The sequence below is a fragment of the Roseateles sp. genome (assembly GCF_039929605.1).
In the GTDB taxonomy this organism is placed as follows: domain Bacteria; phylum Pseudomonadota; class Gammaproteobacteria; order Burkholderiales; family Burkholderiaceae_C; genus Pelomonas.
On the sequence record NZ_JBDSQX010000133.1, the window covers coordinates 59,635 to 83,094 of the forward strand.

Consider the following 23,460-nt stretch of genomic DNA (forward strand, 5'->3'; position numbering starts at 1 on the left):
TGCTGAACAGTTGCCCGTTCAGCGAAGCCGGCAGTGTAACCCGATTTTTGGTCGGATGACAAGCCGGCTGCACTCAGTGAGGCACGACCGTGCTCTTGGCCGCCGCCGCCTCTTCCGGCTTGGCCGCCGCGACGGCGACTTCTTCGTCCGGCAGCGGCAAGGGCATGGTTTCCAGAGCGACCTCAAGGACGTGCTCGATCCAGCGGACCGGAACGATCTCGAGCTGGTTCTTCACGTTCTCGGGGATGTCCTGCAGGTCCTTGACGTTGTCTTCCGGAATCATCACGGTCTTGATGCCACCACGGTGAGCCGCGAGCAGCTTCTCCTTCAAACCGCCAATCGCCGTCACCTCGCCGCGCAGCGTGATTTCGCCGGTCATCGCCACATCGGCGCGCACCGGGATGCCGGTCAGCGCCGACACGAAGGCCGTCGTCATCGCAGCACCGGCGCTCGGGCCGTCCTTGGGTGTTGCCCCGTCGGGCACGTGGACGTGCACGTCACGCTTTTCGAAGACCTCGTCCTTCAGCCCCAAGCGACGGGCGCGTGAACGCACCACGGTGCGTGCGGCCTCGACGGACTCCTTCATCACGTCGCCCAGCGAGCCGGTACGGATGATGTTGCCCTTGCCCGGCATCGCGGTGGCTTCGATGGTCAGCAGATCGCCGCCCACTTCGGTCCATGCAAGGCCGACGACTTGGCCGACCTGGTTCTTCTTCTCGGCGCGACCGAAGTCGTACTTGCGCACGCCGAGGAAGTCGTTGAGGTTGTCCTCGGTGACCGTGACCTTGCCCTCGTAAGTCTTGAGCTGAACGCCCTTGACCACCTTGCGGCAGATCTTGGACATCTCGCGTTCAAGCGAGCGCACACCGGCTTCACGGGTGTAGTAGCGAATGATGCCGCGCACGGCGGACTCGGTGACGTCCATCTCCTCGTCCAGCACGCCGTTGTTCTTGCGTTGCTTGGGCAGCAGATACGTCTGCGCGATGTTGACCTTCTCGTCCTCGGTGTAGCCCGACAGGCGAATGACTTCCATCCGGTCCAGCAGGGCCGGCGGGATATTCATCGAGTTGGAGGTGGCCACGAACATCACGTCGGACAGGTCGAAGTCGACCTCGACGTAGTGATCGCCGAAAGTGTGGTTCTGCTCGGGGTCCAGCACTTCGAGCAGGGCCGACGAGGGGTCGCCGCGGAAATCCATGCCCAGCTTGTCGATCTCGTCGAGCAGGAACAGCGGGTTGCGCGTGCCGACCTTGGACAGGCTCTGCAGCACCTTGCCCGGCATGGAGCCGATGTAAGTGCGGCGGTGGCCGCGGATCTCGGCTTCATCGCGCACGCCGCCCAGCGCCATGCGGATGAACTTGCGGCCGGTGGCTCGCGCCACGCTCTGGCCGAGCGAGGTCTTGCCGACGCCCGGGGGGCCGACCAGGCACAGGATGGGTGCCTTGACCTTCTCGACGCGCTGTTGCACCGCGAGATATTCAAGGATGCGGTCCTTGACCTTCTCAAGGCCGTAGTGGTCTTCGTTCAGCACGTCCTCGGCGTTCTTGAGGTCATGCTTGATCTTGGTCTTCTTGCTCCAGGGCAGGTTGACCAGGGTGTCGATGTAGTTGCGCACCACGGTCGCCTCGGCGGACATGGGCGACATCAGCTTGAGCTTCTTCAGCTCGGCGTCAGCCTTCTTGCGTGCCTCCTTGGGCATGCGGGCCGCGACGATCTTCTTCTCGAGCTCCTCCATGTCGGCGCCTTCTTCGCCGTCACCGAGTTCCTTCTGGATGGCCTTGACCTGCTCGTTCAGGTAGTACTCGCGCTGGCTCTTTTCCATCTGGCGCTTGACGCGGCCTCGGATGCGCTTTTCAACCTGCAAGATGTCGACTTCATGCTCGAGCAGGTCGAGCAGCTTCTCCAGGCGCTTGGCCACTTCGGCTAGATCCAGCACGGCCTGCTTGGCGTCAAGCTTGAGCGGCAGATGGGCGGCGATGGTGTCACCCAGGCGGCCCGGATCGTCGATGCCGCCGATGGACGTGAGGATTTCGGGCGGGATCTTCTTATTTAGCTTGACGTATTGATCGAACTGCTGCGTGACGGCGCGGCGCAGGGCCTCGACTTCAGGCGCGTGCTCGGTCTCGGGCGGGATGGGCGTGACTTCGGCAACGAAGTGCTCGCCCGGCTCGGTGATGGACAGGGTCGTCGCACGTTGCAGGCCTTCGACCAACACCTTCACGGTGCCGTCGGGCAGCTTCAGCATCTGCAGGATGCTGGAGACGCAGCCGACCTCGAACATGTCTTCGGGCTTGGGCTCGTCCTTGCCGGCGGCCTTCTGGGCGACCAGCATGATCTGGCGGCCGGCCTCCATCGCGGCTTCCAAGGCCTTGATGGATTTGGGGCGCCCGACGAACAGCGGGATGACCATGTGCGGGAAGACGACAACATCGCGCAGCGGCAGCAGCGGCAGCGTGATGGGGTCGGCGGGGAGGATGGGGTGTCCGGACATGAAGACCTCTCTTTCTCAGGCCGATGTGCGGCCTGAGGGGGCGATTGCAAGTTGAGGGCTTAGTGGGGGTTCAGGCGCTGGCTTTTTGTTCGCGATAAACCAGCAAGGGACGTGCCGAGGTGTCCTCGATGTTGTGCTCGTCCAGCACGACCTTCTCGACGCCATCAAGCGCGGGCAGGTCGAACATGGTGTCGATCAGCGACTGTTCCATGATGGAACGCAGGCCGCGCGCGCCGGTCTTGCGGGCCAGCGCCTTGCGGGCGATGGCGGCGAGTGCCGGCTTGCGGATTTCAAGCTCCACACCGTCCATCTGGAACAGCTGCTGGTACTGTTTCAGCAGCGCGTTCTTGGGCTCGGTCAGGATCTGCACCAGCGCGTCCTCCGTCAGTTCGCCCAACGTCGCGACGACGGGCAGGCGGCCGACGAGTTCGGGGATGAGGCCGAACTTGATGATGTCCTCGGGCTCGCACTCGCGGAAGACCTCGCCGACGCGCTTGTCGGACTTGCTCTTCACGGTCGCGCCGAAGCCGATGCCGGACTTCTCGCTGCGGTTCTGGATGACCTTTTCCAGGCCATCAAAAGCGCCACCGCAGATGAACAGGATGTTGGTCGTGTCGATCTGCAGGAAATCCTGGTTGGGGTGCTTGCGGCCGCCCTGCGGCGGCACCGAAGCCATCGTGCCTTCGACGAGCTTGAGCAGCGCCTGCTGCACGCCCTCGCCGGACACGTCCCGCGTGATGGAGGGGTTATCGGCCTTGCGCGAGATCTTGTCGATCTCGTCGATGTAGACGATGCCGCGCTGCGCACGCTCGACGTCGTAATTGCAGTTCTGCAGCAGCTTCTGGATGATGTTCTCGACGTCCTCGCCGACGTAACCGGCTTCGGTCAGCGTCGTCGCGTCGGCGATGACGAACGGCACGTTGAGCAGGCGGGCCAGCGTCTGTGCCAGCAGCGTCTTGCCGGAGCCGGTTGGGCCGATCAGCAGGATGTTGCTCTTGGACAGCTCGACCGAGTCCTTACTCGTCGCCATGTGGCGCAGGCGCTTGTAATGGTTGTAGACGGCGACGGCGAGGGTGCGCTTGGCGACGTCCTGGCCGATGACGTACTGGTCGAGGCTGGCCTTGATCTCGCTCGGCACGGGCAGGTCGGACTTGCCGGCGCGGGCGGCGGGCGCGGGCGCGGGAATCTCGTCGCGGACGATGTCGTTGCAGAGTTCGATGCACTCGTCGCAGATGAAGACCGACGGACCGGCGATCAGCTTCTTGACCTCGTGCTGGCTCTTGCCGCAGAACGAGCAGTACAGAACTTTTTCGCTGGAGGTGCCTTTTTTGTCGGCCATGGGTCTGCTCGGGGATGCCAGTGATCAGGCGGGTGCCTGAATGATGATAGTCCAAACGATCTCGGGGCCCTTGCGGGGATAAGGGCCCCGATTTCGCTGCGAATCCGGGGGCCAGTTACAGCCCCTCACGACTCAGGGGCGGTGTTCCAGCACCTGGTCGATCAGGCCGTAGTCCTTGGCCTCGGCGGCGGACATGAAATAGTCGCGCTCGGTGTCGGCCTGGATTTTCTCCAGGGTCTGGCCCGTGCGCTCGGCCAGCAGGCGATTCAGCGTGTCGCGAGTCTTCAGGATTTCACGCGCATGGATTTCAATGTCGGTCGCCTGGCCCTGAGCACCGCCCAGCGGCTGATGAATCATGACCTTGGCGTTGGGCAGCGAGAAGCGCTTGCCCTTGGCGCCGGCTGCAAGCAGGAAGGCGCCCATGCTGGCCGCCATGCCCATACAGAGCGTCGAGACCTCGGGCTTGATGAACTGAATGGTGTCAAAGATGGACATGCCGGCCGACACGCTGCCGCCGGGGCTGTTGATGTAGAGCGAGATTTCCTTGTCGGGGTTCTCGCTCTCAAGGAACAGCAGCTGGGCGACGACGAGGTTGGCCACGCCGTCGTTGACCGGGCCGACCAGGAAAATGATGCGCTCGCGCAGCAGGCGCGAGTAGATGTCGTACGCGCGCTCGCCGCGACCCGACTGTTCGATGACCATGGGCACCATGCCCAGATTGCTGGTTTCAAGCGCGCTCATTCAGATCCTTGGAAATTGGCGTTGTCGACTGACATGGGGACGAATTATGGCCACGCAAGAAAGAAGGCGCCGGGCCTCGCGGCGCGGCGCCTTCCGGGCGTGTGGGCAAATCAGTTGCCGGCGGCCATCAGCTCGTCGAAAGGCAGGGCCTTGTCGCTGACCTTGGCGTTGGCGAGCACGAATTCCGTGACGTTGTTCTCGACAACGACGGCTTCGACTTCGGCCATGCGCTCGCGGTCGCTCAGGTACCAGCGCATGACTTCAGCGGGCTTCTCATAGCTCTGCGACAGCTCTTCGATGTGCGCCTGCAACTGGGCCGGCTTGGCCTGCAGGTTGTTGGAGCGCACCAGCTCGGCGACCACCAGGCCCAGGCGCACGCGGCGCTCGGCTTGCGGCTTGAAGATGTCGGCGGGGATCTCGGCCTTGTCGGCATCCTTGACGCCGCGCTTCTTCAGGTCCTCGCGGGCCTGGCCGACCATGCGTTCGGCTTCACCCTGCACCAGGGCGTTAGGCACATCGAGTTCGGAGACGGCCACCAGCGCGTCCATGACGGCGCCCTTGTTGCGGGCCAGCACACGGAACTTCACTTCGCGCTCAAGGTTCTTCTTGATGTCGGCGCGCAGGGCTTCGACGGAAGCGTCCTTGATGCCCAGGGCCTTGGCGAACGCCTCGTTCACTTCGGGCAGGTGCTGGGCTTCGATCTTCTTGACGGTGACGAGGAAGTCGGCTTCCTTGCCGGCCACGTCCTTGCCGTGATAGTCCTCGGGGAACTGCAGCGGGAAGGTCTTGCTCTCGCCGGCCTTCATGCCGCGCACGGCAGCGTCGAATGCTTCCAGCATCTGGCCTTCGCCAATCAGGAACTGGAATCCTTCGGCCTTGCCGCCCTGGAAGGGCTCGCCATCGATCTTGCCTTCGAAGTCGATGGTGACACGGTCGCCCGCCTCGGCGACGTCAGCCGCCGGGCGCTGGGCGAAGCTGCGGCGTTGCTTGCGCAGGATCTCCACGGTCTTGTCGATGGCTTCCTCGGTCACGTCGCTGGTGACGCGCTCGACTTCCGCTGCGGCCAGGTCGCCGATCTTGACTTCTGGGTAGATCTCGAAGGTGGCGTCGAAGGCCATCTGGCCTTCAGGGGCCTGGTCCTTCTGCTCGATGCGCGGAGCACCGGCAACGCGCAGCTGGGCTTCGTTGGCGGCGGTATTGAACGCGGCGCCGAGCTTGTCGTTGACGACCTCGTATTGCACCGAATAGCCGTAGCGCTGGGCGACGACGCTCATCGGCACCTTGCCGGGGCGGAAGCCGTCGGCCTTGACGGTGCGCGCCAGCTTCTTCAGGCGAGCTTCGACTTCGCTGTTGATGTCAGTGGCCGCCACGTGCAGAGTGATGCGGCGTTCCAGCTTTTCGAGGGTTTCGACGGTGACGGCCATGATGGACTCGGGAACAGTTGAAGAACAGTAGTGGTGCGCGGGGCCGGACTCGAACCGGCACGCCCGTGAAGGCGTCAGGACCTAAACCTGGTGCGTCTACCAATTTCGCCACCCGCGCGATTCTTGGGTTGGGCTGCCCCTGCACCGTTAGATGACCTGGCAACCCCGTAGGCGATTCGGCAAACCGGCGATTGTAGCGATGCCGCGCCGGCTGCCCACCGCCCCGGGGCGCGGGACGGTAAAACCCTGGAAGCCGGCTACGTTGGCTCGACTACTTCGGTGTCGTCGAACTCGCTGTGCATGCGGCTGTGCTCTTCTTCACGCGGGCGCACGACGCGGAACCAGGCGGCATACATGGCCGGCAGGGCCAGCAGAGTCAACACCGTGGCGACGATGAGGCCGCCCATGATGGCCACGGCCATCGGCCCCCAGAACACGCTGCGGGACAGCGGGATCATGGCGAGCACCGCCGCCGCCGCCGTCAACACGATGGGGCGGAAGCGCCGCACGGCAGACTCGACGATGGCCGACCAGTCCGGCAAGCCACGGGCGCGGTCCTGCTCGATCTGGTCGATCAGGATGACGGAGTTGCGCATGATCATGCCCATCAACGCGACCACGCCGAGCAGCGCAACGAAGCCGAACGGCCGGTTGAGCAGCAACAGTGCGGCGGCGACGCCGGCGATGCCGAGAGGCCCGGTCAGGAAGACCAGCATCGCGCGGCTGAAGCTCTGCAACTGCAGCATCAACAGCGTGAAGGTGATGAACAGCATGACGGGCACGCCGGCGGCGATCGAGCGCTGGCCCTTGCTGCTTTCCTCCACCGCGCCGGCGATCTTGATGCTGTAGCCGATGGGCATCTGCTTCTGCAATTCAGCCAGCTTGGGCCAGACCTCCTTCGTCACCGTCGCGCCTTGCAGGCCTTCGGCGACGTCGCCCTGCACCGTGACGGCATACAGGCGCCCTTCACGCCACATCACGCCGGGCTCCCAGGCGAACTCGATCTTGGCGATCTGCGCCAAGGGGATGGCACGGCCGGAGGTCGTCGGCACGTAGGCGTTGGCGATGTCGGTGATGACCGAGCGCTCGTCCTCGGGCTGGCGCAGCACGATGTCGATGAGCTTGTCGGCCTCGCGGTACTGGCCGATGACGCTGCCCGACAGCAGCGTGCGTGCCGACTGCGCCAGGCTCTGGCTGGTGACGCCCAGCGCCCGCGCCTTGTCCTGGTCGATATTCAGCTTCAGCGTCTTGACGTTCTCGTTCCAGTTGTCATTGACGCCGCGCATGTTGGGGCTGGCGCGCAGGATGTCCTTGGCCTTGTCGGCCCAGTCGCGCACGATCTTGGGGTCGGCACCGGTGACACGGAACTGCACCGGATAAGACACCGGCGGCCCGTTGGGCAGCAGCTTCACGCGGCCGCGCGCCTCGGGGAACTCCTCGGCCAGCAGGGTCGGCAGGCGCTTGCGCAACTCCTCGCGTTCGGCCAGGCCCTTGGGCAGCAGGATGGACTGCGTCACGTTGGACGCCGGGAAGATCGTGTCCAGCGGCAGGTAAAAGCGCGGCACGCCAGCGCCTATCCAGCTCGTCACCGTCGCTATGCCGGGCTCCTTCAGCATGCGGGCTTCAAAACGCTTGGCCAGCGCCTCGGTCTCCTGAATCGTCGAGCCCTCGGGCAGCGAGAGGTCCACCAGCACCTCGGGTCGGCTGGAGTCCGGGAAGAACTGCTGCTGCACCCGGCCCATGCCGAAGATGCCCAGCCCAAACACCAGCAGCGTGATGGCGATGGTCTTCCAGCGATTCTCCACGCACCAGCGCACCAGGCTGCGGAAGCGGTTGTAGAACGGCGTGTCGAAGAGTTCATGCCCCTCGCCCTCGGCCACATGTTTGGTCTTCAACAACAGTGCGCCGAGGTAGGGCACGAAATACACCGAGACGGCCCAGGAGATGACCAGCGCAGCGGCCGTCACGGCAAAGATGGCGAAGGTGTATTCACCGGTCACCGATTTCGCCAGGCCGATGGGCAGGAAGCCCACGGCCGTGATCAGCGTGCCCGTCAGCATGGGCATGGCCGTCACGTCGTAGGCGAAGGTGGCGGCGTGCATCTTGTCGTAGCCCTCTTCGAGCTTGCGCACCATCATCTCGACCGCAATGATGGCGTCGTCCACCAGCAGGCCGAGCGCGATGATCAACGAGCCCAGCGAGATCTTGTGCAGGCCCACGCCCCAATAGAACATCGCCACGAAAGTGATGGCGAGCACCAGCGGGATGGTGATGCCGACGACGAGGCCGGGCCAGATGTCGATTCGCAGCGGCCGCGTGTGCAGGCCCAGCGCGATGAAGCTGACGGCCAACACGATGACGACGGCCTCGATGAGCACATGCACGAACTCGCTGACCGAGGTCGTCACGGCCTTGGGCTGGTCCTGAACGCGCTCGAGCAGGATGCCGGCCGGCAGGTCGCGCTCGATGGCGTGGGTTGCCACAGCCAAGGCCTTGCCCATCGCAATGATGTCGCCGCCCTTGGCCATGGACACACCTAGCGCGAGCACATCCTTGCCCTGGTGGCGCACCTTGGTGGTGGGCGGGTCGACGTAGCCGCGCTGGATGGTGGCGATGTCACCCAGGCGCAGCTGGCTGGCCACGCCGGTCTGCGGATTGATGGCGCGGATGGGCACTTCGGCCAGCGCCTGGGCCGTCGTGAACTGACCCTGCACGCGGATCTGGAAGTTGGCGCTGCCTGCGTTCATCACGCCCGCGCCCTCGACCGCGTTCTGCGCGCCGATCTGGTTGATGACCTGCGTGAAGTCCAGGCCCAGCTGGGCGAGGCGCTTCTGCGAGATCTCGACGAAGAGCTTCTCCGGCTGGATGCCGAAGATCTCGACCTTGGCCACGTCCTTGACCTGCAACAGCGTCTGGCGCACGCGGTCGGCGTGCTCGCGCAGCTCCTCGCGACTGAAGCCGTCAGCGGACAGCGCGTAGATGGAGCCGTAGACGTCACCGAACTCATCATTGAACAGGGGACCGATGACGCCCTGCGGCAGCGTGGCGCGCATGTCGCCAAGCTTCTTGCGCACCTGGTACCAGACGTCCGCCACCTCCTTGGGCGGCGTGCTGTCCTTGAGCTCGAAGACGGTGATCGACTCGCCAGGCTTGGTGGACGAGCGGATCTTGTCCGCGTAGTTGACCTCCTGCAGCGTCTTCTCGATCTTGTCGGTGACCTGGTCGGCGATCTGCTCTGCCGTGGCGCCGGGCCAATAGGCCTGGATGACCATGACGCGGAAGGTAAACGGCGGGTCTTCGTCCTGGCCGAGCTGGAAATAGGCCGCGAAGCCCATCAGCATCAGCACCACCATCAGGTAGCGCGTCAGGGCGGGGTGCTCCAGCGCCCAGCGCGAGACGTTGAAGCCTTCGCCCAGCTCGGCCTTGTTCGGGGGGATGTTCATGCGTAGCCTCGGCTCAGCGGGAGGCCGCAGGGGCAGGCACGGTAGCGGTCGTGCGCGGTGGCACGTAGCGCTTGACCTTCTGCCCGGGCGCCAGCACGTGCACGCCGGCGACGACGACCTCCTGGCCAGCACTCAGCCCGCCGGCAATGACGACGGCGTTGCCGTCTGCGCCACCCACTTGCACGGGCACCGGCTTGACCGTCATCGACGGGCCGTCGAGCACCCAGACCGAGGTCTTGCCTGCCTGCTGAAGCACGGCCGACAGCGGCAGCTTGATAACACCGTCCGTCTCCGGCAGATCCAGCTCGACGGTGGCGGACTGGCCGAGCTTCACGTCCAGCTTGCCGGAATCGGCCTTGATCAGGAAGGTGCGAGTGACCGGGTCGGCTGCGGCGGACACCTCGCGCAACGTCAGCGGATACGTCTTGTCGCTGCCCCACAGCCGCACCTTCAGCGCGCCGGCTCGGCCAGCCGCCGCCTTCAAGCGGCCGATCTGGTCCTCAGGCACCGAGAAAACGATGTCTCGCGGGCCGGCCATCGCAATTCGCACGACCGGCGTGCCTGCGGCCAGCACCTGGCCAGGTTCGGCGTCGACGCCCGTGACGACGCCTGCGCCATCGGCCACCAACTGCGCGTAGCCGGATTGATTGCCCTGCACGTCGGCCTGTGCCTTGGCCTGATCGAGTTGCGCCTGCGAAGCCTTGAAGGCGGAGTCACGCCGCTCCAGTTCGGCCGCGCTGATGAAGCCCTGACGCTGCAGATCGACGAAGCGCTTGTAGTCGGCCCCCATCTGGTCGCGATTCGTGCGCGCAGCGGCAACACCGGCTGCGGCGGCCACTTCGGCCAGCTTCAGGTCCTGCCCGTCGATGCGGGCCAGCACCTGGCCTGCCTTGACCGTGTCGCCCAGGTTGACCGAGCGGCTCAGCAGCTTGCCGTTGACGCGGAAGGACAGGCGCGACTCGGTGCGAGGCTTCACCTCGGCCGCATACTCATGGCTGGCGCTCGCGACGCCCGCGCTAACGAGCTGGGTGCGCACGGCCCGCACCGGCTCGGGAGCGGCAGCTTGCTTGCTGCATCCCGACATCAGGGCCGTAAGCAGTACCAGCCCCAGCAGGGACGGCGCGAGACGCGAGAGATGGGGCATGCAGACCTCGGCAGAGTGAGCGGCCGGCCCCAAACTTTAATGACCGGCGGGTCAGTAATGTATTCAGGCCTGGTGACAACTGTCAAACCTCATTGACAACTCGGGCATCAAGAACGGATGAGCGTCGAACACTACGAAAACTTTCCTGTCGCGTCGGTGCTGTGCCCGCCGGCGCTGCGGCCGGCGGTGGTGGCCATCTACCACTTCGCCCGCACGGCGGACGACCTCGCGGACGAAGGTGATGTGACGACGGCAGAGCGGGTTCAGGCGCTGCGCGACTACCGTGCGGACCTCGCCGCCGTCGCCGCCGACCAGGCGCCCTCCGCCCGATGGCCCCAGGTCTTCTTGCCACTGCGGCGCGAACTTCACCGCCTGCAGCCCCCCCTGCTGCATGACCTGCTCGACGCCTTCGAGCAGGACCTGACCCCGCCGCGCTACCGCGACCGGGCGCACCTGCTGGACTACTGCCGGCGCTCGGCCAACCCGGTCGGGCGGCTGCTACTGGGCTTGTACGGCGTGAACGACGCGGCCTCGCTGCGCCGCTCGGACGCGATCTGCTCGGCGCTGCAGCTCATCAACTTCTGGCAGGACTTCACCCGCGACGGGCCCAACGCCCGGCTCTACGTGCCGCAAGCCGACCTGGAGCGCCACGGCGTGTCGGCCGACGAGGTGCTGGCCTGCCAGGACAGCGCGGCCGCCCGCACACTGATTCGCGATCTTTGCAACTGGGCGCGCGAGCTGATGCTCGAAGGCGCGCCGCTGGCCCTGACGCTGCGCGGTCGGGCAGGATTGGAGCTGCGCCTGGTCGTGCAGGGCGGCCTGCTCATCCTCGACAAGATCACCGCCGGCGGCCACGACAGCCTGCTGCGCCGCCCGGCCGTCACGGCGGGAGATGTCCCGCGCCTGGCCTGGCGTGCGCTGACAATGCGCGCCACATCCTGAGCCCCGATTCGTGACTCCCGAGCAATACGTCCAAGAAAAAGCCGCCGCCAGCGGCTCCAGCTTCTACTACGCCTTCCTCTTCCTGCCGCCACCGCGCCGCGCGGCGATCACGGCCTTCTACGCCTTCTGCCGCGAGGTGGACGACGTCGTCGACGAGACGCAGGACGCGGGTGTGGCCGCGACCAAGCTGGCCTGGTGGCGCAAGGAGGCGGCCAGTGCCTTCGCCGGCCAACCCAGCCACCCGGCCATGAAGGCGCTGATGCCGCACACCGCAACCTACGACATCCGGCTGGAGCACCTGCTCGCCGTCATTGAAGGCTGCGAGATGGACCTGCAGCAGACGCGCTATCTCGACTTTCCCGGCCTGCAGCGCTACTGCCACCTGGTGGCCGGCGTCGTCGGCGAAGTCGCCAGCGGCATCTTCGGCCGCACCGAGCCGCAGACCATTGAGTACGCCCACAAGCTGGGCCTGGCGATGCAGCTGACCAACATCATTCGCGACGTCGGCGACGACGCGCGACGCGGCCGCATCTACCTGCCGGTGAACGAGTTGCAGCAGTTCGGCGTCAAGGCCAGCGACATCCTGCTGCGCAGCAAGCCCTGGGGCTACTCGGACCGCTTCACGGCGCTGATGAAGTTCCAGGCCGAGCGCGCGCATCGCATCTACGACGAGGCCGTCGCCCTGCTGCCCGAGACCGACCGCAGCGCGCAAAAGCCCGGGCTGATGATGGCCAATATCTACCGAGCGTTGCTGGTGGAGATCGAGCGCGAGAACTTCCAGGTGCTGCACCAGCGCATCGCGCTGACGCCGCTGCGCAAGCTCTGGATCGCGATGAAGACGAACTGGCGAGGGCGGTGAAGGCGGCCGTCGTCGGCGGCGGCTGGGCCGGCATCGCGGCGGCGGTTGCGCTGGCGGATGCGGGCCACGACATCGCCGTGTTCGAGATGGCACCGCAGCTAGGCGGCCGGGCGCGCAGCGTCGCGGGAGAGCCGCCCTACGACAACGGCCAGCACATCCTTATCGGCGCCTATCGCGACAGCCTCACGCTGATGCGTCGCCTGGGTGTCGCCCCCGAACAGGTGCTGAAACGCCTGCCGCTGGCCCTGCCCTACCCCGCCGAGCCCGGGCTGCGCCTGCCGCCGGGACCGCCGCTGATCGCCTTCGCGCGCGGCGTGCTGGCCAACAGTGGCTGGCCCTTGAGCGCGCGGTTCGGACTGCTGGCAGCGGCCGGCGGCTGGCTCGCACGCGGCTTCCGCTGTGGCGCGAGCCTCAGCGTCGCCGAACTGTGCGCCGGCCTGCCCGTCGTCGTGAAGCGCGACCTCGTCGAGCCGCTGTGCGTGGCCGCGCTGAACACGCCGGCATCCCAGGCCAGCGCGCGCGTCTTCCTGCGCGTGCTGAAAGACGCTCTCTTCAGCGGTGCTGGCAGCGCCGACCTTTTGCTGCCACGTCGGCCGCTGTCCGACCTGCTGGCCGGGCCTGCGACGGCGTGGTTAGGGGACCGGCTGCGCCTGGGTGCTCGCGTGAAGCAGATCGAGCCGGGCTGGCGCGTCGACGGCGAGGCCTTCGACGCCGTCGTGCTCGCCTGCACCAGCGTCGAAGCCGCGCGGCTGACCGCCGGCGTCGCGCCCGCTTGGTCCACAGTCGCCCACGGCCTGGGCTTCGAGCCCATCATCACGGTCTACCTGCACAGCACCGGCAGCGCCCTGCCCTCGCCCATGATGGCGCTGCGCGAAGGATCTGACGCACCGGCCCAGTTCGTCTTCGACCATGGCGCACTCGGCGGCACGCCGGGGCGGTTCGCCTTCGTCGTCAGCGGGGCTGCGAGCTGGGTCGAACGCGGTGGCTGCGCCGAGGCCGTGCTGGCCCAGGCGACCCGCGAACTGCGCTGGGCCACGCCGCCCGTCATCGACAAGGTGCTGACCGAAAAACGCGCCACCTTCGCCTGCACGCCCGGTCTCGCCCGGCCTCCGGCCTTCATCGCACCGGGCCTGTGGGCGGCCGGTGACTACATCGCCGGCCCCTACCCCGCCACGCTGGAAGGCGCCGTGCGCTCGGGCCACGCCGCCGCTCAGGGCGTTGCCACGGGCGCTGGGACTGGTGCGAACGGCGCCGCCAACGGCTCGCCCACGAACACGCCCTGAGCCGGCCAGCCCACGCTGTGCCAGTAGGCCTCCAGCGCGCTCAGACCCTGGGCATAGGCCTGGATCAGCACCTGCGGGTGGGGGAACTTCTGCACATGGTTGCAGGGCTCGCTGACTGTTCCGTAGCTGGCCGTCGCGCCCGCGTCGATCCAGTCGAGGATGTTCATCTGCCCCTCGCCCGCCGGCTTGTCGAGTTGGCCGCCATAAGACGTCAGATGGTCGGCCAGTGCGCCGGGCAGCCACTCGCCACCCAAGGGCGTGGGCACGCGGGCCAGGCCGGTTTCGTAGATCAGCGTGCGGCGCATGGCCGGCAGCGCGTCGCTGCGCACCCGCGCGACCTCGAAACCGGCCACGCCAGGCACCGGGCCGGCGGGCGGGAACAGGCGCTCGCGCACGTTGCGGTTGCTGTCGGGCGTGGCGGCCAGGTAGGCGACGGCCGGCTCGGGTGCGCCGGCAGCCAGCGTGTGGTCGGACGCAATGCCGCGCTCGATCATGGCCAGCGCCGCCGGCACGGAGCGCGCCGCCAACTGCATTGCCGGGCGCAGGCCCAGCACGATCCACGGCTTCGCGCCGAAGTAATTCGCGTAGGGGCTGGCGCGCGTTGCCGCGCAGCTGTGGGCGCAGACATCGGGCTGCAGGCCCATGCCCAGCGCGCTGGTCAGCGAGTTGCAGTCCACCGCATAGGGCTGTACCCAGGCCAGCGCCAGGCCGTTGACGTTCTCGGGCATCTGGCTGCGGATGGCCTGGTCCAACGCGGTGAACTCTGCGCGCGTCAAGCTGGCGCGATGAGGCAGCTGCACCCGCACGATCTGCGCCTCTGGGATGCCGCGCCGCCGGGCGTAGTGCTCGCCCACGGTGACGGAATACGGATCGGCGGTGTTGATGACCAGGCCCAGCTCATTGGCTGTGATGCGGCCATACAGCTTGGGTATGCGGCTCCAACGCGCCGCCGTCGGCGGTTCAGCCGCCTGGGCCGCCGTGACGCAAAGGCACAGCAATATTCCTAGGGCTTGCCACCTGCTGAACACCGCTTTCGCCATACAAAACACAGGCAATCTCCCCCACAATGAAGCCATGAAATCCAAAGAGGCGCAGCAGACCCCGGCCATCCAGGTGCTGGGGCGCATGTTCTCGTTGCTGGACGTGCTCGCCAGCCACCAGGACCCGGTCTCGCTGAAGGCGCTTTCCGAGGCCACCGGCCTGCATCCCTCCACGGCCCACCGCATTCTCAATGACCTGACGATGGGCCGTTACGTCGACCGGCCCGAAGCCGGCAGTTATCGCCTCGGCATGCGCATGCTGGAAATGGGCAATCTCGTCAAGGCGCGGCTGGACGTTCGGGACGCCGCCCTGCCCGCCATGCGCGAGCTACACAAGTTCACCCACCAGCCGGTCAACCTATCCGTGCGCCAGGGCGACGAGATCGTCTACATCGAACGCACCTACTCCGAACGCTCGGGCATGCAGGTCGTCCGCGCCGTCGGCGGCCGCGCGCCGCTGCATCTGACGTCGGTGGGCAAGCTCTTCCTGGCGAGCGACGACAGCACCCGCGTGCGCGCCTATGCCGCGCGCACCGGTCTGGCCGGCCACACACGCAACAGCCTCACCGAAGTGGGCGCGCTGGAGCGCGAACTGGCGACGGTGCGCCAGCGCGGCATTGCGCGCGACGACGAAGAGCTGGAACTGGGCGTGCGCTGCATGGCCGCCGGCATCTACGACGACCAAGCCAAGCTGGTGGCCGGCCTGTCCATCTCGGCGCCGGCCGACCGGCTGGAGGAAAGCTGGGTGGTGCGTTTAAAGGAAACGGCGGTGCAGATTTCGGCGTCGCTCGGACATCGGGCCTAGCGCGAAAACAAAAACGGCGCCGAGGCGCCGCTTCGCATGGGGTTCAGAAGCTCAGAGCTTCGCAGCCACCGCCGCTTCGCCCGGCAGCGTCGCCAGCCACTTGCGCATGCGCTCGGCGTCAGCGATCCGCGAGGCCTTGCCGCTGGAATCCAGGAACACCATGATGAGCTTGCGCCCTGCCATGCTGGCCTGCATGACGAGGCACTTACCGGCCTCGTTGATGAAGCCGGTCTTTTGCAGGCCGATGTCCCAAAGCGGGTTGGACAGCAGGCCGTTGGTGGAACGGAACTGCACCAGACGCTTGCCCAGCGCCACACGGGCCTCGCGGGACGTGGACAGGTCGCGCAGCAGCGGCACCTGGCTGGTCACGTTGACGAGCTTGGCCAGGTCGGCCGCGCTGCTCTGATTGCGGCTGGACAGGCCGGTGGGCTCGACGTAATGCGTGTCCGCCATGCCCAGGCTGATGGCCTTGGCGTTCATCGCGGCAACGAAGGCTTCCAGCCCACCCGGATAGTTGCGGCCCAACGCATGAGCGGCGCGGTTCTCGCTGGACATCAGCGCCAGATGCAGCATCTCGCCGCGTGTCAGCGTCGTGCCGAAGGCCAGGCGCGAGCCGGTGCCCTTCTCGGTGTCCTTGTCTTCGTCCGTCACCGTCAGCTTTTCGTCCATCGGCAGGCCCGACTCGACGACGACCAGCGCCGTCATCAGCTTGGTGATGGAAGCGATCGGTAGCACGGCCTGCGGATTTTTGGAAAAGAGGACCTCGTTGGTGTCCTGGTCCAGCACGTAGGCGACGCTGGATTTCAGCGCCAGCGGGTCGTCCGCCGCGTGCAGGCCGGCGGCCATGCCGAAGGTGGCCACGGCCGGCACGAAAGCGACCGGCTTGCGAACGACCACTGACCTGGTCTTGCGAACCTGGGTGGCAACGGGCCTGGACTTCATGGCCTTGGTGGATTTTCTGGCGGTAGCAGCCTGGGTAGTGCCCATGAAGGACAGCAGGCTGAGGCTCAGAAGTGCGGCGGCGAGTGAAGTCTTCAACGGGTTCCCCAACAGCTGGACGGCAGTGTACGTGACGTCAATTTCACTGACAAGATAAGAACTTAGGCCCGATACCTCAAGTGAGGTCTCGGCAACGGCCCTTTTGCGTGTGCAGCAGTTCCAACGCGTTCCAGTAGGCCTCGGCTGACAAGCCAAAGGTATTGGGATCACCCCGCAAACCACTTGCCCGCCGGTTCCGCACGCTGCCTGCGGCGACCTTGGAGGCGATTCTGACGGCGCGGCACCCGATCCGGATCCCAAGTAGCCTTGCCTTTACGCGTCAGATTCCACGCCGCGTGGTAACGATTGCGCCCGGCGTGACGCGGGTCACGCCGGTTACAGCGCCTAAAGCCGCATCAGCCCTGCGCCGCGACGCGCTCGACCTTGCTCTGCAGCTTGTTCAGCGCACTCAGATAAGCCTTGGCGGAGGCGACGACGATGTCCGGGTCGGCGCCCACGCCGTTGACGACGCGGCCCGCGTGCTGCAGCCGCACGGTCACCTCGCCCTGTGCCTCGGTGCTGCCGCTGGTGATGGCGTTCACCGAGTACAGCTGCATTTCCGCGCCCGACTCGACGACGGACTCAATGGCGCGCAGCGTTGCGTCCACCGGACCGTTGCCGTCGCTCTCGGCGCGGTGCTCCAGGCCTCCCACGGAGAAGACGATGGCCGCGTGCGGGCGCTCGCCGGTCTCGCTGCGTTGGGATAACGACAGCAGCCGGTAGTGCTCCTGGTCGGCGATGACGGACTCGTCCATGACCAGGGCCAGGATGTCCTCGTCGAAGATCTCGTTCTTGCGGTCGGCCAGATCCTTGAAGCGCACGAAGGCCGCGTTGACCTCGGTCTCGCTGTCCAGCTGGATGCCCAATTCCTGCAGGCGCGCCTTGAACGCATTGCGGCCCGACAGTTTGCCCAGCACGATCTTGTTGGCGGCCCAGCCGACGTCCTCGGCACGCATGATTTCGTAGGTGTCGCGCGCCTTCAGTACGCCGTCCTGGTGGATGCCGCTGGCGTGCGCAAACGCATTGGCGCCGACGACGGCCTTGTTGGGCTGCACGACGAAGCCGGTGGTCTGCGACACCAGCCTGGAGGCAGGCACGATCTGCGTCGCGTCGATGCCGACGTCCAGGCCGAAGTAATCGCGCCGCGTCTTGAGCGCCATAACGACTTCTTCAAGCGAACAGTTGCCGGCTCGCTCGCCCAGGCCGTTGATCGTGCATTCGATCTGGCGCGCGCCGCCGATCTTCACGCCGGCCAGCGAGTTGGCGACGGCCATGCCGAGATCGTTGTGGCAGTGCACGCTCCAGATCGCCTGGTCGGAGTTGGGCACCTTCTCGCGCAGGCGGCGGATGAAGTCGCCGTACAGCTCAGGGATGCCGTAGCCGACGGTGTCGGGGATGTTGATGGTGCCAGCGCCTTCCTTGATGACGGACTCGCAGACGCGCGCCAGGAAGTCGATGTCCGAGCGATAGCCGTCCTCGGGCGAGAACTCGATGTCGCCGCACAGGTTGCGCGCGAAGCGCACCGCCAGCGTGGCCTGCTCCAGCACCTGCTCGCGTGTCATGCGCAGCTTCTTCTCCATGTGGAGTTCGCTGGTGGCGATGAAGGTGTGGATGCGCGCGCGGTGGGCACCGGCCAGTGCTTCAGCCGCGCGCGAGATGTCGCGGTCGTTGGCGCGAGCCAGCGAGCAGACGGTGCTGTCCTTGACCGCCGCAGCGATGGCTTTCACGGCCTCGAAGTCGCCGTTGCTCGACGCCGCAAAACCCGCCTCGATGATGTCGACCTTCATGCGCTCGAGCTGGCGGGCGATGCGCAGCTTTTCCTCGCGCGTCATCGAGGCGCCGGGCGATTGCTCGCCGTCGCGCAACGTCGTGTCAAAGATGATGAGCTTGTCGGTCATCGCGCGCTCTCCTTTCGCTGGGATTGAATGGGCGGCACGGTCAACGGCGCCCGCGCCAGGCCGGAAAGGATGGCCTGCATGGACGCACGCACGATGCTGCCATCGATGCCCACGCCGTGGCGCGTCACATTGCCGACGCGGAGTTCCAGGTAGGCCACGGCACGGGCATCGGCGCCGCAGCCCATGGAATGTTCGTGATAGTCCAGCACGCGCACCTCCTGCCCGAGGCGGGCCGCCAGCGCGTTGACGAAGGCGTCGATGGGGCCGTTGCCCTCGCCCTGCACATGGCCCATCCAGCCACCCAGCACAACCTCGGCCGACAAGCGCATGGCGCCGCCGGCCACCTCGGTCATCTGTGGCTGCACGACGGTGGCGGTAGCGTCACCGATGCCGTATTCGCGCTCGAAGATGGCGTAGATGTCGGCGGCCGTCAGCTCCTTGCCGGCGTCGTCCATGACGCGCTGCACGACCTGGCTGAACTCGATCTGCAGGCGGCGCGGCAGCTCCAGCCCGTATTCGGTTTCAAGCAGATAGGTGATGCCGCCCTTGCCGGACTGGCTGTTCACGCGGATGACGGCGTCGTAGCTGCGCCCGAGGTCCTTGGGGTCGATGGGCAGATAGGGCATGTCCCAGATGTCGCCGGCCTTGCGCGCGGCGAAGGCCTTCTTGATCGCATCCTGGTGCGAGCCGGAGAAGGAGGTGTAGACGAGGTCGCCGACGTAGGGGTGGCGCGGGTGCACGGGGATCTGCGTGCAGTGCTCGACGCAGCGGCGCACGTCGTCGATATCGGAGAAGTCCAGCTGCGGGTCGACGCCCTGGGTGTAGAGGTTCAGCGCGATGTTGACGATGTCGACGTTGCCGGTGCGCTCGCCGTTGCCGAACAGGCAACCCTCGACGCGGTCGGCACCCGCCATCAGCGCGAACTCAGCCGCAGCCGTGCCGGTGCCGCGGTCGTTGTGCGGGTGGACGGACAGCACGATGGAATCGCGGCGTTCGAGGTGGCGGTGCATCCACTCGATCATGTCCGCAAAGATGTTCGGCGTGCTGTGCTCGACGGTGGCCGGCAGGTTGATGATGCACTTGCGCTCAGGCGTCGGTGCCCACACCGCAGTGACCGCATCGACGACGCGCTTGCTGAAGGCCAGCTCCGTGCTGGAGAACATCTCGGGCGAGTACTCGAAGCGCCAATCCACTCCCGGCCGTGCTGCGGCCAGCTCCTTGATCTGGCGGGCGTGCGACGAGGCCAGCTCGACGATGCCGTCTTCGTCCTGCCCCAGCACGACGCGACGCATGATGGGCGCGACCGCGTTGTAGACGTGGACAATGACGCGCTGGGCGCCGTCCAGCGACTCGAAGGTGCGGTCGATCAGGTGGGCGCGGGCCTGCGTCAGCACCTGGATCGTCACGTCGTCGGGAATATGGCCGCCGTCGATCAGCAGGCGCACGAAATCGAACTCGGTCTGCGACGCCGACGGGAAGCCGACCTCGATCTCCTTGAAGCCGATCTTCACCAGTTGCTGGAACATGCGCAGCTTGCGGGCGATGTCCATCGGCTCGATCAGCGCCTGGTTGCCGTCGCGCAGGTCGGTGCTCAACCAGATCGGCGCGCGGGTCAGCACGGCGTCGGGCCAGGTGCGGTCCGGCAAGGTGACGGGGGCGAAAGCGCGGTACTTCTGCTGCGGGTGCTTCAACATGGTTTCCATCCGGGAGTGGGGTGGCGCAACCTGCAGCCTTTGAAAACACGAACGGCCCGCTGCGGTTGCATACGGGCCGTTGGTGTCAGAAGTGCGAAGGCGTGACTGACTAGCGAACCCGTGGTTCCTCTAGGGCTAGTAGCAGGCAAATGCTGGCGCGACTCATGGGGTTGGAATCTAGCACGAAAGCCTACTGATGCAAGCCGCGTTCATCGGGCTCATCGGTGCTGGTGGAGATGACGCTGACGGGCTTGCCCTTGGACTTGCGCCAGCCGTAGATGACGTAGCCCGACAGGCCGTACACGCAGAAGATCGCGAACAACACCGTGGGCGGATCGAGGGCGATGAGGCCGATGCCCAGCATGATGGCCACCAGCACGATGAAGGGCACGCTGCGCCGGCGGTCGAAGACTTTGAAGCTGTAGAAGGGCGCATTCGTGACCATCGAAAGCCCGGCGAACAAGGTCACGCCAAACGCCGTCCAGCGCAGCCAGGGCATGTTGCCCACGCCGTCGTACCAGGGCGCGTCGACCGCACACCAGATCAAACCCATGACGATGGCCGCCGCCGCTGGGCTGGGCAAGCCCTGGAAGTAGCGCTTGTCGATGACGCCGATGTTCACGTTGAAGCGCGCCAGGCGCAGCGCGGCACCGGCGATGTAGACGAAGGCAGGGATCCAACCGGGCTTGCCCATATCCTTGAGCGCCCACATGTAGACGATGAGGGCCGGCGCGGCGCCGAAGGCAACCATGTCGGACAGGCTGTCCATCTGCTCGCCGAAGGCCGACTGCGTGTTGGTCATGCGCGCGACGCGACCGTCCATGCTGTCGAGCACTGCCGCAGCAAAGATGGCGACGCAGGCGACCTCGAAGCGGCCGTTCATGGCCATGATGATGGCGTAGAAGGCGCTGAACAGCGCGGCCAGCGTGATGGCGTTGGGCAGCGCGTAGATGCCCTTGCGGCGGGGCCGGACGGCGATGCTGGACTCGTCGTCCTCGGTAGGGTCAGGGGTCATGGGCGGCAGGATAGCGCAGGGTGCCTGCTGACACGTCTCGTCGGCGGTCAAACCTAGCATGCCGCGACTCCTCAACTCTGGAAGCTCCGCCATGCTGCAAGACCTCGACCCCATGGCGCCCGCCGATTTCGATTTCATCATCGGCGACTGGCGAGTGCTGCACGAGCGGCTGAACTCGCGGCTGAATGGCTGCACCGAATGGACGCGCTTCGAAGGCCTCACGTCGACGCGCAAGATCCTCGGCGGCTGGGGCAACATCGAGGACAACCTGCTGCATCTGCCGCATGACCAAGGGGGCCCCTACCGCGCCGCAGCGATGCGCTCCTTCGACGCCGCGACCGGCCTGTGGGCGATCTGGTGGCTGGACGGCCGCTCACCCCACACGCTGGACGTACCGGTACGTGGCGCCTTCGAGCAAGGCGTTGGCCAGTTCTACGCGGACGACCAGCTCGACGGCCGGCCGATTCGCGTGCGCTTCACGTGGTCCATCGGTGCCGACGGGCATCCGCTCTGGCAGCAGGCCTTCTCGCCCGACGCCGGCGCGACTTGGGAAACCAACTGGCGCATGCAGTTCATCCGCATCGCCGCCTGAAAGCAAAAAAGGCCGGCACCTCGCGGCACCGGCCTTTCAGATCACGCGAACCGCGTTGATCAGTTCTTGGCCTTGTCGACCAGCTTGTTGGCCTTGATCCAGGGCATCATCTCGCGCAGCTTTTCGCCGACGATCTCGATGGGGTGTTCGGCGTTCAGGCGACGACGGCTCAGCAGCGTCGGCGCGCCGGCCTTGTTTTCCAGGATGAAGCTCTTCGCGTAGTCGCCGGTCTGGATGTCCTTCAGGCACTGGCGCATCGCTTCCTTGGTGGCAGAGGTGACGACCTTGGGCCCGGTCACGTACTCACCGTATTCGGCGTTGTTCGAGATCGAGTAGTTCATGTTGGCGATGCCGCCTTCATAGATCAGGTCGACGATGAGCTTGAGCTCATGCAGGCACTCGAAGTAGGCCATCTCCGGCGCGTAACCGGCCTCGGTCAGCGTCTCGAAACCGGCCTTGATCAGCTCGACGGCGCCGCCGCACAGCACGGCTTGCTCGCCGAACAGATCGGTCTCGGTTTCTTCACGGAAGTTGGTTTCGATGATGCCGGCCTTGCCGCCGCCGTTGGCTGCGGCGTAGCTCAGCGCCAGGTCACGCGCCTTGCCGGACTTGTCGGCGTAGACGGCGATCAGGTGAGGCACGCCGCCACCTTGCTTGTACGTGCCGCGCACAGTGTGGCCGGGGGCCTTGGGGGCGACCATCCACACGTCCAGGTCGGCACGCGGCGTGACCTGGCCGTAGTGCACGTTGAAGCCGTGCGCGAAGGCCAGTGACGCGCCTTCCTTGATGTTGGGCTCGACTTCGTTCTTGTAGACCTCGGCGATCTGCTCGTCGGGCAGCAGGATCATGACGACGTCGGCCGACTTCACGGCGTCGGCGATCTCCGCGACCTTGAGGCCAGCGCCTTCGGCCTTGGCCCAGGACGCGCCGCTCTTGCGCAGCGCGACGGTGACCTTGCAGCCGCTGTCGTTCAGGTTCTGCGCGTGGGCATGACCTTGTGAGCCGTAGCCGATGATGGTGACGTTCTTGCCCTTGATCAGGCTCAGATCGGCGTCTTTGTCGTAGTAGACGTTCATGAGGGTCGCTCCAGGAAAAATTGGGTGTGGGGGTTGAAGACGGATCAGACGCGCAGGATGCGCTCGCCGCGGCCGATGCCGGAAGCACCCGTGCGGACGGTTTCGAGAATGGCGGCGCGGTCGATCGCGTCGATGAAGGCGTCGAGCTTGCCGGCATCACCGGTCAGCTCGATGGTGTAGGTCTTCTCGGTGACGTCGATGATGCGGCCGCGGAAGATGTCGGCGGTGCGCTTCATCTCCTCGCGTTCCTTGCCGACGGCGCGCACCTTGATGAGCATCAGCTCACGCTCGGTGTAGTTGCCTTCGGTCAGATCGACGACCTTGACGACCTCGATGAGGCGATTCAGGTGCTTGGTGATCTGCTCGATGACCTCGTCGCTGCCCGTCGTCACGATGGTCATGCGCGACAGGGACGCGTCCTCGGTCGGCGCGACGGTCAGGCTCTCGATGTTGTAGCCACGGGCGGAGAACAGGCCGACGACGCGCGACAGCGCACCGGGCTCGTTCTCGATGAGCAAGGCAATGATGTGTTTCATGGAATCTCGTCCTTGCTGCTCTTCAGCCCCGCTGGCGGTAACCAGCGGGCCTTGGCAGCGGGTTCGAATCGTTGAGGGGATTGCGTTGGGTCGGCTGTAC

Annotated in this window: 18 protein-coding genes and 1 tRNA gene; 5 read left to right on the forward strand and 14 right to left on the reverse strand. The window is 66.1% G+C overall.

All coding sequences use genetic code 11. The annotated features are described in order from the left end of the window. Positions 1 to 73 precede the first annotated feature (73 nt). The 7 genes from lon to ABIS05_RS18235 all read right to left on the reverse strand — a co-directional run bounded on the left by lon (position 74) and on the right by ABIS05_RS18235 (position 10,582). Complete coding sequence (gene lon, locus ABIS05_RS18205; protein WP_348012027.1) at positions 74 to 2,491, reverse strand: endopeptidase La; 2,418 nt, start codon at positions 2,489 to 2,491, stop codon at positions 74 to 76. A gap of 70 nt (positions 2,492 to 2,561) precedes the next feature. Beyond that, positions 2,562 to 3,830: an ATP-dependent Clp protease ATP-binding subunit ClpX gene (gene clpX / locus ABIS05_RS18210; RefSeq protein WP_348012028.1), complete on the reverse strand. Its 1,269-nt coding sequence runs from the start codon at positions 3,828 to 3,830 to the stop codon at positions 2,562 to 2,564. 132 nt (positions 3,831 to 3,962) lie between these two features. Continuing rightward, positions 3,963 to 4,571 (reverse strand): ATP-dependent Clp endopeptidase proteolytic subunit ClpP, encoded by a 609-nt coding sequence (clpP, locus tag ABIS05_RS18215; protein WP_348012029.1) that lies wholly within the window; start codon positions 4,569 to 4,571, stop codon positions 3,963 to 3,965. Positions 4,572 to 4,681: 110 nt separating this feature from the next. Next, positions 4,682 to 5,995 carry a trigger factor gene (gene tig, locus ABIS05_RS18220; RefSeq protein WP_348012030.1) on the reverse strand — a complete coding sequence of 438 codons (1,314 nt, stop codon included), beginning with the start codon at positions 5,993 to 5,995 and terminating at the stop codon, positions 4,682 to 4,684. Between the two features lie 31 nt (positions 5,996 to 6,026). Further along, positions 6,027 to 6,113: transfer RNA gene (locus ABIS05_RS18225), tRNA-Leu, on the reverse strand. A 139-nt stretch (positions 6,114 to 6,252) separates the two neighbouring features. After that, a complete protein-coding gene (locus tag ABIS05_RS18230; protein WP_348012031.1) occupies positions 6,253 to 9,438 on the reverse strand; it encodes an efflux RND transporter permease subunit in 3,186 nt (1,061 codons plus the stop codon). A gap of 13 nt (positions 9,439 to 9,451) precedes the next feature. After that, positions 9,452 to 10,582, reverse strand: a complete 1,131-nt coding sequence (locus tag ABIS05_RS18235) for an efflux RND transporter periplasmic adaptor subunit (protein WP_348012032.1) — start codon at positions 10,580 to 10,582, stop codon at positions 9,452 to 9,454. Between the two features lie 117 nt (positions 10,583 to 10,699). Between ABIS05_RS18235 and hpnC the strand changes: the two genes are divergently transcribed. Genes hpnC through hpnE form a run of 3 tightly spaced genes read left to right on the forward strand, consistent with a single transcriptional unit; the run spans position 10,700 to position 13,666 of the window. Beyond that, a complete protein-coding gene (gene hpnC / locus ABIS05_RS18240) occupies positions 10,700 to 11,524 on the forward strand; it encodes a squalene synthase HpnC (RefSeq protein WP_348012033.1) in 825 nt (274 codons plus the stop codon). Between the two features lie 10 nt (positions 11,525 to 11,534). Continuing rightward, a complete protein-coding gene (gene hpnD, locus ABIS05_RS18245; RefSeq protein WP_348012034.1) occupies positions 11,535 to 12,383 on the forward strand; it encodes a presqualene diphosphate synthase HpnD in 849 nt (282 codons plus the stop codon). Next, a complete protein-coding gene (gene hpnE / locus ABIS05_RS18250; protein ID WP_348012035.1) occupies positions 12,380 to 13,666 on the forward strand; it encodes a hydroxysqualene dehydroxylase HpnE in 1,287 nt (428 codons plus the stop codon). Before hpnD ends, hpnE begins: the two co-directional genes overlap by 4 nt. On the opposite strand, the gene ABIS05_RS18255 is transcribed toward hpnE, so the two are convergent. After that, positions 13,594 to 14,664: a TIGR03790 family protein gene (locus ABIS05_RS18255; RefSeq protein WP_348012036.1), complete on the reverse strand. Its 1,071-nt coding sequence runs from the start codon at positions 14,662 to 14,664 to the stop codon at positions 13,594 to 13,596. The genes hpnE and ABIS05_RS18255 overlap by 73 nt on opposite strands. 76 nt (positions 14,665 to 14,740) lie before the next feature. Between ABIS05_RS18255 and ABIS05_RS18260 the strand changes: the two genes are divergently transcribed. Continuing rightward, positions 14,741 to 15,511, forward strand: coding sequence for an IclR family transcriptional regulator (locus ABIS05_RS18260; protein WP_348012037.1), 771 nt, complete (start codon positions 14,741 to 14,743; stop codon positions 15,509 to 15,511). A gap of 51 nt (positions 15,512 to 15,562) precedes the next feature. On the opposite strand, the gene pbpG is transcribed toward ABIS05_RS18260, so the two are convergent. The 4 genes from pbpG to pssA all read right to left on the reverse strand — a co-directional run bounded on the left by pbpG (position 15,563) and on the right by pssA (position 21,156). Further along, positions 15,563 to 16,498, reverse strand: coding sequence for a D-alanyl-D-alanine endopeptidase (gene pbpG / locus ABIS05_RS18265; protein ID WP_348012057.1), 936 nt, complete (start codon positions 16,496 to 16,498; stop codon positions 15,563 to 15,565). A gap of 407 nt (positions 16,499 to 16,905) precedes the next feature. Further along, positions 16,906 to 18,447: a 2-isopropylmalate synthase gene (locus ABIS05_RS18270; protein ID WP_348012038.1), complete on the reverse strand. Its 1,542-nt coding sequence runs from the start codon at positions 18,445 to 18,447 to the stop codon at positions 16,906 to 16,908. Beyond that, positions 18,444 to 20,141 (reverse strand): 2-isopropylmalate synthase, encoded by a 1,698-nt coding sequence (leuA, locus tag ABIS05_RS18275; RefSeq protein WP_348012039.1) that lies wholly within the window; start codon positions 20,139 to 20,141, stop codon positions 18,444 to 18,446. The genes ABIS05_RS18270 and leuA overlap by 4 nt, the downstream gene beginning before the upstream one ends. Positions 20,142 to 20,331: 190 nt before the next feature. Then, entirely contained in the window at positions 20,332 to 21,156 is an 825-nt protein-coding gene (pssA, locus tag ABIS05_RS18280) for a CDP-diacylglycerol--serine O-phosphatidyltransferase (RefSeq protein ID WP_348012040.1), read from the reverse strand. 91 nt (positions 21,157 to 21,247) lie between these two features. On the opposite strand from pssA, the gene ABIS05_RS18285 reads away from it, so the two are divergent. Next, positions 21,248 to 21,748, forward strand: a complete 501-nt coding sequence (locus ABIS05_RS18285; RefSeq protein WP_348012041.1) for a DUF1579 domain-containing protein — start codon at positions 21,248 to 21,250, stop codon at positions 21,746 to 21,748. A gap of 59 nt (positions 21,749 to 21,807) precedes the next feature. Here the strand turns inward: ABIS05_RS18285 and ilvC are convergent, their stop codons facing one another. Next, a complete protein-coding gene (ilvC, locus tag ABIS05_RS18290; protein ID WP_348012042.1) occupies positions 21,808 to 22,824 on the reverse strand; it encodes a ketol-acid reductoisomerase in 1,017 nt (338 codons plus the stop codon). Between the two features lie 44 nt (positions 22,825 to 22,868). Then, entirely contained in the window at positions 22,869 to 23,360 is a 492-nt protein-coding gene (ilvN, locus tag ABIS05_RS18295; RefSeq protein ID WP_348012043.1) for an acetolactate synthase small subunit, read from the reverse strand. Positions 23,361 to 23,460: the final 100 nt, after the last annotated feature.

Coding starts and splice junctions, on each gene's coding strand:
- lon (WP_348012027.1), bottom strand. CDS start 2,491: ATGTCCGGACACCCCATCCTCCCCGCCGACCCCATCACGCTGCCGCTG.
- ABIS05_RS18235 (WP_348012032.1), bottom strand. CDS start 10,582: ATGCCCCATCTCTCGCGTCTCGCGCCGTCCCTGCTGGGGCTGGTACTG.
- pbpG (WP_348012057.1), bottom strand. CDS start 16,498: ATGGGCACTACCCAGGCTGCTACCGCCAGAAAATCCACCAAGGCCATG.
- ABIS05_RS18270 (WP_348012038.1), bottom strand. CDS start 18,447: ATGACCGACAAGCTCATCATCTTTGACACGACGTTGCGCGACGGCGAG.
- ABIS05_RS18260 (WP_348012037.1), top strand. CDS start 14,741: ATGAAATCCAAAGAGGCGCAGCAGACCCCGGCCATCCAGGTGCTGGGG.
- ABIS05_RS18285 (WP_348012041.1), top strand. CDS start 21,248: ATGCTGCAAGACCTCGACCCCATGGCGCCCGCCGATTTCGATTTCATC.
- tig (WP_348012030.1), bottom strand. CDS start 5,995: ATGGCCGTCACCGTCGAAACCCTCGAAAAGCTGGAACGCCGCATCACT.
- ilvC (WP_348012042.1), bottom strand. CDS start 22,824: ATGAACGTCTACTACGACAAAGACGCCGATCTGAGCCTGATCAAGGGC.
- ilvN (WP_348012043.1), bottom strand. CDS start 23,360: ATGAAACACATCATTGCCTTGCTCATCGAGAACGAGCCCGGTGCGCTG.
- clpP (WP_348012029.1), bottom strand. CDS start 4,571: ATGAGCGCGCTTGAAACCAGCAATCTGGGCATGGTGCCCATGGTCATC.
- hpnC (WP_348012033.1), top strand. CDS start 10,700: ATGAGCGTCGAACACTACGAAAACTTTCCTGTCGCGTCGGTGCTGTGC.
- ABIS05_RS18230 (WP_348012031.1), bottom strand. CDS start 9,438: ATGAACATCCCCCCGAACAAGGCCGAGCTGGGCGAAGGCTTCAACGTC.
- leuA (WP_348012039.1), bottom strand. CDS start 20,141: ATGTTGAAGCACCCGCAGCAGAAGTACCGCGCTTTCGCCCCCGTCACC.
- pssA (WP_348012040.1), bottom strand. CDS start 21,156: ATGACCCCTGACCCTACCGAGGACGACGAGTCCAGCATCGCCGTCCGG.
- clpX (WP_348012028.1), bottom strand. CDS start 3,830: ATGGCCGACAAAAAAGGCACCTCCAGCGAAAAAGTTCTGTACTGCTCG.